At 54.6% G+C, this 11,759-nt stretch carries 10 protein-coding genes and 1 riboswitch; of the genes, 6 read left to right on the top strand and 4 right to left on the bottom strand.

Annotated features, from left to right (window positions below):
• Positions 1-8 precede the first annotated feature (8 nt).
• Positions 9-755 (bottom strand): helix-hairpin-helix domain-containing protein, encoded by a 747-nt coding sequence (locus ACWHYZ_RS06735; RefSeq protein WP_447986513.1) that lies wholly within the window; start codon positions 753-755, stop codon positions 9-11.
• A gap of 208 nt (positions 756-963) precedes the next feature.
• On the opposite strand from ACWHYZ_RS06735, the gene ACWHYZ_RS06730 reads away from it, so the two are divergent.
• The 3 genes from ACWHYZ_RS06730 to ACWHYZ_RS06720 all read left to right on the top strand — a co-directional run bounded on the left by ACWHYZ_RS06730 (position 964) and on the right by ACWHYZ_RS06720 (position 3,157).
• Complete coding sequence (locus ACWHYZ_RS06730; RefSeq protein WP_447986512.1) at positions 964-1,872, top strand: undecaprenyl-diphosphate phosphatase; 909 nt, start codon at positions 964-966, stop codon at positions 1,870-1,872.
• Between the two features lie 33 nt (positions 1,873-1,905).
• Positions 1,906-2,175: a DUF2024 family protein gene (locus ACWHYZ_RS06725; protein ID WP_447986511.1), complete on the top strand. Its 270-nt coding sequence runs from the start codon at positions 1,906-1,908 to the stop codon at positions 2,173-2,175.
• Between the two features lie 409 nt (positions 2,176-2,584).
• Positions 2,585-3,157 carry a response regulator gene (locus ACWHYZ_RS06720; RefSeq protein WP_447986510.1) on the top strand — a complete coding sequence of 191 codons (573 nt, stop codon included), beginning with the start codon at positions 2,585-2,587 and terminating at the stop codon, positions 3,155-3,157.
• Positions 3,158-3,219: 62 nt separating this feature from the next.
• Here the strand turns inward: ACWHYZ_RS06720 and lspA are convergent, their stop codons facing one another.
• The 3 genes from lspA to nadA all read right to left on the bottom strand — a co-directional run bounded on the left by lspA (position 3,220) and on the right by nadA (position 7,736).
• Positions 3,220-3,735: a signal peptidase II gene (gene lspA, locus ACWHYZ_RS06715; RefSeq protein ID WP_447986509.1), complete on the bottom strand. Its 516-nt coding sequence runs from the start codon at positions 3,733-3,735 to the stop codon at positions 3,220-3,222.
• Positions 3,735-6,548: an isoleucine--tRNA ligase gene (gene ileS, locus ACWHYZ_RS06710; RefSeq protein WP_447987529.1), complete on the bottom strand. Its 2,814-nt coding sequence runs from the start codon at positions 6,546-6,548 to the stop codon at positions 3,735-3,737. The genes lspA and ileS overlap by 1 nt, the downstream gene beginning before the upstream one ends.
• Before the next feature lie 84 nt (positions 6,549-6,632).
• Positions 6,633-7,736 carry a quinolinate synthase NadA gene (gene nadA / locus ACWHYZ_RS06705; RefSeq protein ID WP_447986508.1) on the bottom strand — a complete coding sequence of 368 codons (1,104 nt, stop codon included), beginning with the start codon at positions 7,734-7,736 and terminating at the stop codon, positions 6,633-6,635.
• Between the two features lie 167 nt (positions 7,737-7,903).
• Positions 7,904-8,008, top strand: a riboswitch (TPP riboswitch).
• 58 nt (positions 8,009-8,066) lie between these two features.
• Between nadA and thiC the strand changes: the two genes are divergently transcribed.
• From thiC to ACWHYZ_RS06690, 3 genes are all read left to right on the top strand, one after another.
• On the top strand, positions 8,067-10,004 hold the full coding sequence (gene thiC / locus ACWHYZ_RS06700) for a phosphomethylpyrimidine synthase ThiC (RefSeq protein ID WP_447986507.1): 1,938 nt from the start codon (positions 8,067-8,069) through the stop codon (positions 10,002-10,004).
• Positions 10,005-10,194: 190 nt separating this feature from the next.
• Complete coding sequence (locus ACWHYZ_RS06695) at positions 10,195-10,995, top strand: sulfide-dependent adenosine diphosphate thiazole synthase (RefSeq protein ID WP_447986506.1); 801 nt, start codon at positions 10,195-10,197, stop codon at positions 10,993-10,995.
• 242 nt (positions 10,996-11,237) lie between these two features.
• Complete coding sequence (locus tag ACWHYZ_RS06690; RefSeq protein WP_447986505.1) at positions 11,238-11,753, top strand: tetratricopeptide repeat protein; 516 nt, start codon at positions 11,238-11,240, stop codon at positions 11,751-11,753.
• Positions 11,754-11,759: the final 6 nt, after the last annotated feature.

Raw genomic sequence — 11,759 nt, 5'->3', positions numbered from 1 at the left:
GAAATGCCTTATTGCGCGACGGTAATTCTGTCCTTCAACAGATCAAAGGTGGCCTTCGGCATAATGTTTTTGGCCACCAACTCCCCTTTAATCTTATACGGACGATTCGCGACTACTCGTTCAGCCATATCCTTGGTCAGTCCCAAAAACAATACGAGGTCGCTGGGCGAAGCCGTATTGATGTTGACGGGAGCTACGCCGGCTGATGGAGCCGCAGGCTGCGGCGCCGCGATAGCGGGGGCGCTCGGCAAGGAGGGAGCCGTATCGGTCTTTGCAGACGGCGCGGGCACCAAGTCCGGCGACTTTGGCTGTGCCGGCGGCGTCGGCAACGAGATCGAGCGTTCCCGCTCTTTCAGTTCCTTTTGATATCGAGCGACGGTGGATTTGAGCGTTTCGTTGTGCTTTTTAACGTCCTCGTATTCCTGCTTCAACATGCGCTGATGGGCCGTCATTTCTTTGAGTTTCTGCTCGAGATCTTTGGTCCGGGTGTCGATATTCGACCGCTCTTTATCCCGGCTGTCCTTGATACGCTGCAATTCCGCCGACATGAATTCCGAATCGGCCGTCAATTTCGCATTGGCATCTTTTAAACTTTTTACCTGTTGGTCCAGAGCGTTTTTCTGAGCCCGCGCTTTTTCCAGATCGGCCTTGCTGGACTCGACTTCGGCCGTCGCGGCCATGTATTTATCTTTACTGACGCATCCCGAGGTGCTCAGCGCGAATGCCATGACGACCATCACTGCATACGTCTTCATCCCGTCCTCCACTAGCCTGGTCCCCGCACATGCTACACTGTTTCCAGTGAGCTACAAAGTTGATGTGTAGTTGATCATCGCTCTTTTGTCAATAGTAGAGGCCCATAGGACTGACCTACCGAGTGTGCGCCTCTCCCTGGCTTGACTGGCTGCCGGCAGTCTGTGATGATGCCGCCCGCTTCCGAACATATGGAAAGAGGACCAGAGAATGCGCGAATCAGACGGATCATCCCTTGGATTGGAACTAGCAGCGATCTTAGGGCTGGTGGAAGGCCTGACAGAATTTCTTCCCGTCTCGTCCACGGGGCACCTGATTATCGTCGGCCATTTAATGGGATTCACGGGGGCGGTGGCGGATACGGCCGAAGTCGCCATCCAACTAGGCTCCATTCTGGCCATTATGGTGTACGAACGACACAAAATTGCCTCGCTGTTTTCACAGGCCGCTCAAGAGTTGATCGCGTTGCTGAACCTGCTGCAAAGTACTCCGCGACACGGTGTATGGGAAGGAACGGGCTCAGCCGGTATTCTGAGGCGCTCAATCGAGCAACACCGCAGCCTGTGGTTTTTGATCGGATTGCTGATCGCGTTTCTTCCCGCTGCCCTGGTGGGGTTTGTCGCCCACGATTGGATCGAACAGCATCTCTTCACGCCGCAGACCGTGGCGGCGGCCTTGATCGTCGGTGGCGCAATCATTTTATGGGTCGAGGCGGCCCACAAACGGGTTCATGTGACGACACTCGACCAGGTAAGCGTCAGAACTGCGCTCATGGTCGGCCTGGCCCAGTGCTGTGCCTTGTTCCCCGGCGTCTCTCGTTCCGGCGCGACGATCATTGGAGGGCTCTTAGCCGGCATGGATCGTCGCGTCGCGACGGAATACTCGTTTTTTCTGGCTCTGCCGACGATGATCGTCGCGACGGCCTATAAAATGCTGAAGTCGTTCTCGATCTTCACTCAGCAGGATCTTGTCGCGCTCATGGTCGGCCTCATCGTCTCCTTCTTCGTCGCCTGGGCCGTGATCGCCGCATTTTTAGCCTTTGTCAAACAACATACGCTGTCCAGCTTCGCCTATTATCGAATCGCGCTCGGCATCATCGTGTTGATTATGTTTTACTAGTCAGTATGACGAACCAATCGACAGGAGGAGAAGATGACAGAGACCTCGACCGACACCGTCAAGGTGTTTGACACATGGGTCAACGGCAAGCAAGGCAGACTGCACTTTGATGTCATGACGACGGATGAAGCGACTGCCCTCAAACTCGCAAAGCAACACCTGGAAAACATCGGCGAGGCCGGAGCGTCGGTGACCACGAAAGAGTGTCGATTCTGTCACAGTGAACCGCTGGCGTTCTTCTCCATGGAACAACAGCGGCAACTCAAAGAGCACGGTGGCTTCATCGTGAACCTCTCCACGTAGCATCCATACCGCTATCGTCCTATCCCTCCGCGCCGCGAATTCACATTACATTTCTCATCAGGATCAACATCCAAGACGATGTTGTCTCTGGCTACGTCATGCGGCACATTACGTAATCTCTCTGCAGTATCTTGACGAATTTTCTTTTTCAAGAATTAGCGTAGGATATAGCGCATCAATGATGTAGGCGTTAAGCCCATTGACATGTCGTCCGGAAGGAGCCGCTGTGCTCACCCCATATGATTGACCAGTGTGAGTTTACCGCGCGACTTGCAGTCTGCCGCGAGCGGCCGCGGTGGCAAACGGGAGTGTCGAAATATGTCTCTCCAGAAATCTTTCGCTTGTCAACGAGGACGTCTTCACCGCGGATTCCGATCGACGCCTCACACCACTATTGAGGAGGCCACCCATGAACACGAATGACCCGGACCGATGTCCAGCCGGCCACGATCTTGATCGTGAGGGAACCCGTCTAGTCGTTCAATGTCAACGTTCCATCAATCACGAGGGGAAACATTGTTTCGAGGAAGATCATTACCAGATTCGCTGGCTCGATGATGAAGCGACAAAGCCACAAGAGAACGCCCCGACGCAAATCCTTCTCATCGATGATAGTCCAACCGTTTTGGATGCCGTCGCAGCCACGCTCCGCACCAAACTCTCCCATGCCGAAGTCAACGTCTGTCTTTCTGCCCGACGCGCCTGGGAGGCCATTGTCAATTTCGATTATAATTTGGTCATCGTCGACCAATGCATGCCTGAAATGACTGGCACGGAGCTCATTCATCGCATACGAGCGATTCGCCCAAAGCTTCCCATCTTATTGATGTCCGAATACCTCACCGAAGGGCTCGAATCGAAAGCCGTCGAAATGGGGGCAAGCGGATTTTTATCAAAGCTATTGGATGCAGACGCATTGAAATCCACAGTGGAAGAAGCACTCGACACGGCGAGCCGACCCATGGACCACGTGGCAGGTTAAAGATGATCGCGCGACAGAGGCATCGGCACGTCGCCGGAACGTAAAAGGACGTCGAAGCGCTGCTATAGGCGGCCCTGCTGCAGCACTCCCTCCTCCTCTTTCTTATCCAGCGCGAAGTGAAGAATGAGAAAAAAGACACCGACGCTGATTGCGGCGTCGGCCACGTTGAAGGCGGGCCAATGGTAGCCATTGATAGAGAAGTCTAAGAAGTCGATGACTTCTCCGAAACGCACGCGGTCCAATAAATTACCGATGGCGCCGCCGAGAATCGCCGCGATACTGAGCTGCCCCACCCAATCGTCCTGACGTAGGCGAAAGAAAATCATGCCGAGCAACCCCAACGCAAAAACCGACGTCACCCCGAAGAAGATTAGCCGAAACGCCTGACCGCTGGAGGCCAGCAAGCCAAAAGCCGCTCCAGGATTGCGAATGTAGGTGAGACTGAAAAATTCCGGAAATATGGGAATCGATTCATGCAACCGCATGGTCTGCATGATCTGCACTTTGCTGACTTGATCCAGCACCACGGTCGACACGGTAAGGAATGCGAGAATGAGATATCGGGCATTCCTGCTCATCACCGAATCGCCTCAAGACATCGATCACAGAGTGTCGGATGATCCTTATCGATACCCACAGCTTCACGATAGTTCCAGCAACGTTCGCACTTGGGAACATTAATTTTCTGAACACTTGTCATAATGTCTGATGCTATTGTTGAATTAGATTCAAGCTTTACCTTTGAGACAATAAGTAATGTCGACAGGTCAGACTCATAGTGTTTAAGAAATTGATACACTTCCGGTTTGGCCGCCAAAGTAACTTGAGCCTCCAAGGAGGACCCAATAACCTTATTCTTCCTAGATAACTCCAGATGCCACTGAACCTCTTCTCGATATGTAAGAAGCCGGTTCCAACGCCGCGCAAGACTTTCATCCACCCATCTTTGATCCGCTCTTGGAAAGAAACCCAAGTGTACGCTATCAGCCTTGCCATCACACTTCATCGTCGCCGCCAAAGCCCGCCAAATTTCTTCAGCCGTAAAACTCAGAATCGGCGCCATGAGTTTAGTCAGCGCGACCACGATCTCCAGCAGCACGGTTTGCGAGCTTCGGCGAAGCGGCGAGTCTTTGCGAAATGTGTAAAGACGATCCTTCAGAATATCTAGATAGACGGCGCTCATGTCGACGGAGCAAAAATTATTGAGCGCGTGGAAAATCGCGTGAAACTCAAAATCCTCATAGGCCTTCGTGACGCGGGGAATCAGGTCGGCCAGGCGCGTAAGTGCCCAGCGGTCCAATTCCGGCAATTGCTCGTAGGGAACGGCATGAATCGACGGATCGAAGTCATAGAGATTGCTGAGCAAGAACCGGCACGTGTTGCGGATTTTTCGGTACGCCTCGATCAGCTGGTTCAGAATCTCGCTCGAAATCCGGAGGTCCTCGCGATAGTCTTGGGCGGAGACCCACAGTCGTAAAATCTCGGCGCCGGATTGCTTGATCACGTCCTGCGGCGCGACTACATTGCCGGCTGACTTCGACATTTTTCGACCTTGGCCGTCGAGGACAAACCCGTGCGTGAGCACGGCATCATATGGCGCGCGGTCGTCGGTCGTGACACCGGCCAGCAAGGCGCTATGAAACCAGCCGCGGTGCTGATCCGATCCTTCGAGGTACAAGGCAGCCGGCCACCACTGTCGCGGCTTCAGCACAGCCTCATAGCTCACGCCGGATTCAAACCACACGTCAAGAATGTCTTTCTCCTTTTCAAACGAAGTCTTGGCACACTTGGCGCATGTGGTTCCTGCAGGAACCATCTCGGCCGCCGATTTTTGGAACCAGATGTCCGCCCCATGTTTCGCGACGAGCTCTGCGACATGCTGAATTACCGTTGGATCCGCTAAGACGGTCTGACATCCCGCGCACGTAAAACCGGGAATCGGAACGCCCCATACACGTTGACGGGACAGGCACCAATCCGGTCGATTGGATATCATCCCGCCGATGCGATCTTTACCCCATGATGGGATCCATTTCACTTTCCGTTCGATCTGCTCCATCGCCTTTTGACGTAACTGATTCGTCTCCATCGAGACGAACCATTGCTCCGTCGCCCGGAAAATTACCGGGTTCTTGCAGCGCCAGCAGTGGGGATAGGAATGCGTGATCGATCCATGGCCGAGGAGTCGGCCCGAGGCTTTCAGCAATTCGACGATGGCGGGATTTGCCTTGAACACATGCTGTCCGGCAAACTCTTTCACCACATCCGTGAACCGCCCGGCGTTGTCGACGGGAGCGAGAATTTCGAGCCGTTCGCCTGGCCTCGCTGTGGCATTGTGCGACAGCACCAACACATAGTCTTCTTGCCCATGTCCGGGGGCAATGTGAACGGCACCCGTACCTTGATCGAGCGTGACGAAGTCCCCGAGCAGGATCGGCGATAGTCCGGTTGTCAGTGGACGTTGCGTCTCCAACCCCTCGAATCCTTCGCTCCCCTTTTTTGTACCCAATATCGTATAGGCCGAAAACGAACACGCCTTCGCGACCGACTCAACCAATGGTTGGGCGATGATGAACACTTCCGTGCCGACTTTCACGAAGGCATATTCGATGTCGGGATGAAGGCAGACGGCCTGATTTGCGGGAAGGGTCCATGGAGTCGTGGTCCAGATCACCACGGACACCTGTGTCCCATCCCCGGGAAATGGAAGATGAAAGAGACTGCTGAGGACGCTTGGAGACTGAGCGACTGGGAACTTGACATAGATCGAGGGCGACGTGTGATCCTCGTATTCAACTTCCGCTTCCGCCAAAGCCGTCTGATCGTACGTGCACCAGAGAACCGGCTTGAGTCCCTTGTAGACGCCCCCCTTCTCCACGAATGTACCGAATGCGCGCAGAACTGTCGCCTCATAGGCCGGATCCATCGTGAGATACGGATGATCCCAGTCACCGAATACACCCAACCGCTTGAATTCATCACGCTGGATGGTGACGTACTTCTCAGCATACTCGCGGCACAGCTTCCGGATCGTCAGCGTATCAAGCTGACTCTTTTTCTCACCTAATTCCTTCAACACTTGATGCTCGATCGGCAGCCCATGGCAATCCCATCCGGGTACGTACGGCGCATGAAATCCGGCCATCGTCTTCGACTTGATGATGATGTCTTTCAAAATCTTATTAAGGGCGTGGCCAATGTGAATCCGTCCGTTCGCATACGGTGGACCATCATGGAGTACATACAGCGGCCGGCCCTTTCCCGCTTCCTGGAGCTGCTCGTACAATCTTTCCTGCTGCCACCACGCAAGCATCTCCGGTTCCCGCTGAGGCAGATTTGCCTTCATGGGAAAATCGGTTCGAGGCAAATTGAGGGTGGCTTTGTAATCCATCACGTTGTAGTTAATCTAGCGCACGGCGTTCTGCAAGAAGAAATTTCGGCTGGGGTAAGAATTGTCGAATGATGAGGCCTGCGTTTAACTGACCGCCATCATACGATCCAAGGCGATCTTTGCCCAGATCTTCTCATCATCCGGCACGACAATACGGTTGACCACATGTCCTTCCGCCAGATTCTCTATCGCCCAGCACAGGTGGGAAGCGTCAATACGAAACATGGTGGCACATTGACAGACGGTGGACGAGAGAAAAAAGACCCGCTTATCATGTTGGAGCCGCTTGAGACGGTTGACGAGATTGAGTTCTGTTCCCACCGCCCATATCGTACCGGCAGGAGCGGCACTTACGGTCTTGATGATGAACTCCGTGGACCCGACGAGATCGGCCTTATTGACAACGTTCTCGTGGCATTCCGGATGCACGATGACTTTCCCATCCGGATATTGCTTTCGAAAATAATCCACGTGCGCGGGTTGGAACATTTGATGGACGCTGCAGTGGCCTTTCCATAAGATCAGCCGTGCGCGCTTGATCGCGTCGACCGTGTTCCCGCCCTTAGGCATATTCGGATCCCACACAATCATTTGATCGCGCGGTATCCCCATTTTATTGGCCGTATTGCGCCCCAGATGCTCGTCCGGGAAGAATAAGATCTTTTCCCGCCTGGCCCATCCCCATTCAATAACGGCGCGGGCATTGGAAGACGTGCATGTAATGCCGCCATGCTCGCCGCAAAAGGCTTTGAGCACGGCAGCGGAATTGACGTAGACGGCCGGCATGACCGTCTCTTCGACGGGCAGAATGCGGCCGAGCGTCTCCCAACACTGCTCGACTTGCTCGATCGCAGCCATATCCGCCATCGAACATCCGGCAGCGAGGTCCGGGAGAATCACAGTTTGTTGTGACCGGCTTAGAATGTCAGCGGTCTCAGCCATGAAATGCACACCACAAAAAATGATATTGGGGCGTTCGGCGTGCTGCGCCGCCAGTTTGGACAGCATCAGGGAATCACCCCGAAGATCTGCATGCTCAATGACTTCGTCGCGCTGGTAGTTGTGTCCCAGGATCAGAACGTTATCGCCGAGCGTGCGCTTCGCTGCCGCCGTGCGGGCAAAGAGCTCCTTAGCCGACAAATGCTGATAGTCGATCAGCGGTAGCTCTGTTGTCTCAAGCAATTTCATTGCCTCTGGAGTCCCTTCATGGCGGCCACCCGTCACAACAATGAACCAATTATACAATGAATTGTACGATAGCCCCTGCCGACAATCAATGAATCTTCCGGCCTAGTTCATAGGCTAATAGGCCGAAATGCCCAATTGACAGGGAGAAAAACCAAGGTGTAGGATCGTTCCCTAGCTAGGGGAGCCGTCTTCAAAAGGCTGAGAGTCCGAAGGGACAACCCTCAGAACCTGACCTGGATAATGCCAGCGTAGGGAAGCGGATAGTTTTGGAAGACCAAGCCGCACCCTGAATCTGGTGCGGCTTTTTTATTTGGATAACCGGAGGATCTCATGAGCCATCCACAACCTTCACACAGCGGCCGAGACACGGCGAACGGAAGCGGAACAGGCAATGGGCATTACACCGTTGATACGACACTGACCACCGCTCCGTTTCCCGCATCTCGTAAAGTGTACGTGGATGGGACTTTGCCGGGAGTCCGTGTCGCGATGCGTGAAATTCAGCTCACGCCGACAAGGACGGCCAATGGAGGGCCTGCCGTCGAAAACCGATCGGTTACCGTCTACGACACGTCGGGACCGTACACGGATCCGAACGTCACCATCGATATCCGTGCCGGCCTTTCCCCTCACCGACGGTCATGGATTATGAGCCGCAACGATGTTCAGGAGTTGCCGAACGTCACGTCTACCTACGGACGGATGCGCGCCTCGGACCCCAAATTGGCCGAGCTGCGATTTCAGCACATCCGCAAGCCGCTTCGCGCGAAAGCCGGCCACAACGTTAGCCAAATGCATTACGCACGCAAGGGAATCATTACGCCCGAAATGGAGTACATCGCCATCCGCGAGAATCAGCGCCGTGAGAGAGGACGCGACCTGATCCCCGGCAACAAGAGCCATGGAGGCGGGGTTGCGGAGCATCCGGGACAGGCCTGGGGCGCTCGCATTCCGCCCACAATTACTCCGGAATTTGTGCGTGATGAGGTGGCGCGCGGACGGGCCATCATTCCGGCAAATATCAATCATCCAGAAAGCGAACCGATGATTATCGGCCGCAACTTTCTGGTGAAGATCAATGCCAATATCGGCAACTCCGCCATCGCCTCCTCCATCGAAGAAGAAGTCGATAAGATGATCTGGTCCATCCGCTGGGGCGGAGACACGGTCATGGACTTGTCCACCGGCAAAAACATTCATGAAACGCGTGAGTGGATTCTTCGCAATTCTCCAGTCCCTATCGGAACCGTGCCGATCTATCAGGCGCTGGAAAAGGTTGGGGGAAAGGCCGAGGAGCTTACGTGGGACATTTTCCGGGATACCTTAATCGAACAAGCCGAGCAGGGCGTTGACTATTTTACTATTCACGCCGGCGTGCGATTACCCTATGTCCCGATGACTGCGTCTCGCATGACGGGCATCGTCTCGCGGGGCGGCTCCATCCACGCGAAGTGGTGCTTGGCGCATCATCAGGAGAATTTCGCCTATACGCACTTCGAGGAGATCTGCGAAATCATGAAGGCCTACGACGTCTCCTTTAGCCTAGGAGACGGTCTGCGCCCGGGTTCGATTGCCGACGCGAACGATGCCGCGCAATTCGCCGAGCTGGAGACATTGGGCGAACTGACGAAAATTGCATGGCGGCACGACGTGCAAGTGATGATCGAAGGGCCGGGCCATGTCCCCATGCACCTGATCCAGGTCAACATGGAGAAGCAACTGAAAGAGTGTGATGAAGCGCCGTTCTATACGCTCGGCCCGCTGACCACCGACATCGCGCCCGGATACGATCATATTACATCAGGCATCGGCGCCGCGATGATCGGCTGGTATGGCTGTGCGATGCTCTGCTATGTCACACCGAAAGAACACCTCGGCCTGCCTAACCGGGAAGATGTGAAAGTCGGAGTGATCACGTATAAGATCGCCGCACATGCCGCTGATTTGGCCAAGGGCCATCCAGGCGCACAAGCGCGGGACAACGCGCTCTCAAAGGCTCGATTCGAATTTCGATGGGAAGACCAATTCAATCTGTCGCTCGACCCGGATACGGCCCGCATCTTTCACGACGCGACCCTCCCGGATAATGCTGCCAAAGTCGCGCATTTCTGCTCCATGTGCGGTCCGCATTTCTGTTCCATGAAAATTACACAGGATGTCAGGGACTATGCCGTACAGAAGCAGTTGGATGAGGAGCGAGCGCTCGAAGTCGGCATGAAAGAGAAATCCGAAGAGTTCCGCAAATCTGGAGCAGAAATTTACCAGTAGCAGGAAAGGATGCTTAAAACGGTCATCCAACGAGCCCGCAGGTGAAGTCAACGCCGCAGGCGTACCCTCTGGGGTACGTTGAGGATGTTGACGAACGGAGAACGAACCTCGGGAACGGACGCGTCTCGGCGCGTCTCGTGAGGGAGGGTGTGAAGGTGGTCGTTTTCGGCATCCTTTGAAGGAGTATCGCATGGGGAAGGTAAAACCGGCGCCGCTGCGCGAGCGCGACATCACTCGTCAGATCGCGCGTGAGTGGTACAAAGAGTTTGACCAACTGATCGAAAGCGACGTGATCATTGTCGGCGCCGGGCCGTCGGGCCTCATTTGCGCTCGCGATCTCGCCATGATGGGGTTCCGCACCCTTGTCATCGAGCAATCCCTCGCGTTAGGCGGCGGCTTTTGGTCCGGCGGCTACCTTATGAACAAGGCTACGATTTGTGCGCCAGCCAATGAAATTTTGGGTGAACTCAGTGTCCCGTGCAAACAAATCAAGGACTGCGAAGGCATGTACATCGTCGATCCGCCTCATGCCACGGCGGGATTGATCGCCGGCGCGTACCAGGCTGGAGCAAAAATTATGAACCTGACCCGCGTGGTCGACCTCATCTTGCGGCGAGACGGGATCTTGGAAGGCGTGGTGGTCAATAACACGACGGCCGAGATGGCAGGGCATGATATCATCCATGTCGATCCGATCGCGCTGGAGAGTAAAATAGTGGTTGATGCCACCGGTCACGATGCCGTCGTCGTAAACCTGTTGCATCGCCGGAATCTGTACAAAACAGTTCCCGGGAACGGAGCGATGTGGGTCTCACGGTCAGAAGAAGATGTCATGGAGCATACGGGCGAGGTCTATCCCAATTGCTTCGTCGTTGGGCTCGCCGTCTCGGCCGTGCACGGCACGCCGCGTATGGGCCCGGCGTTCGGCTCGATGTTACTATCCGGGCGTTACGGAGCTGAGCTGATTAAGAAGAAGCTAAAACAGGAGTAACTAGTCCTCCTATTTTTGTTGGCCTGGCAGGCTGCTCAAAAGATCAGCCACCGAGGCCACTGGCGAGAAACGACCGGAAACGTACCCTTATTTCAGGCGCCCACCCCGGAGCCACCCAAGACCGGCTCTTTCCCGCGGGTGCGTGGGGGACTGTGTGTGCCGAGAACGCACAGCGTGAAGGAGGGCAACTTGGCACGCTTGGGGCAAGTGGGTGTGAACATGCCTTTTTCAACAGGCTAATTATGGATATTCAAGATTTTTTGATTCAAGGCGAAGGACGCGAAGAGGATAAGAAGGAAGCGTGGAGCTACTTCCAGAAGGCCTACGAGCATCAGATGAAAGGCGAACTGGAAGAGGCGGTGAACCTCTACAAGCAGTCGATCCAAAGCCATCCGACGGCGGAAGCCTATACGTTCCTGGGTTGGACCTATAGTTTCATGGGACAACTCGACGATGCGATCGAAGAGTGTCAGCATGCGATCCAAGTCGATCCTGAATTTGGAAATCCCTACAACGACATCGGGGCATATTTGATCGAAAAGGGCGAGTACGACGAAGCCATTCCATGGTTTGAAAAAGCATTACAAGCGAGGCGCTATGAGAGTCCGGCGTTTCCGCATCTGAATTTGGGGCGGGTCTATGAACGCAAAGGGCAATGGTCGGAAGCCATCGATTGTTATAAGAAAGCTCTGACACTCAACCCAAATTATTCGTTGGCGAAGAAGGCGTTAGGCCGGGTCATCAGCATGCTCAATTAAGCGACT

This window comes from Nitrospira sp. Nam74 (assembly GCF_965152615.1).
Note: the sequence above shows the minus strand (reverse complement) of the source record. Positions and strands in the feature narration are given on the sequence as shown.

Bases quoted from the DNA above. Each gene is read 5' to 3' on its own strand.
- ACWHYZ_RS06720 (WP_447986510.1), top strand. From the start codon at position 2,585: ATGAACACGAATGACCCGGACCGATGTCCAGCCGGCCACGATCTTGAT.
- ACWHYZ_RS06730 (WP_447986512.1), top strand. From the start codon at position 964: ATGCGCGAATCAGACGGATCATCCCTTGGATTGGAACTAGCAGCGATC.
- ACWHYZ_RS06695 (WP_447986506.1), top strand. From the start codon at position 10,195: ATGGGGAAGGTAAAACCGGCGCCGCTGCGCGAGCGCGACATCACTCGT.
- thiC (WP_447986507.1), top strand. From the start codon at position 8,067: ATGAGCCATCCACAACCTTCACACAGCGGCCGAGACACGGCGAACGGA.
- nadA (WP_447986508.1), bottom strand. From the start codon at position 7,736: ATGAAATTGCTTGAGACAACAGAGCTACCGCTGATCGACTATCAGCAT.
- ACWHYZ_RS06735 (WP_447986513.1), bottom strand. From the start codon at position 755: ATGAAGACGTATGCAGTGATGGTCGTCATGGCATTCGCGCTGAGCACC.
- ACWHYZ_RS06690 (WP_447986505.1), top strand. From the start codon at position 11,238: ATGGATATTCAAGATTTTTTGATTCAAGGCGAAGGACGCGAAGAGGAT.
- lspA (WP_447986509.1), bottom strand. From the start codon at position 3,735: ATGAGCAGGAATGCCCGATATCTCATTCTCGCATTCCTTACCGTGTCG.
- ileS (WP_447987529.1), bottom strand. From the start codon at position 6,548: ATGGATTACAAAGCCACCCTCAATTTGCCTCGAACCGATTTTCCCATG.
- ACWHYZ_RS06725 (WP_447986511.1), top strand. From the start codon at position 1,906: ATGACAGAGACCTCGACCGACACCGTCAAGGTGTTTGACACATGGGTC.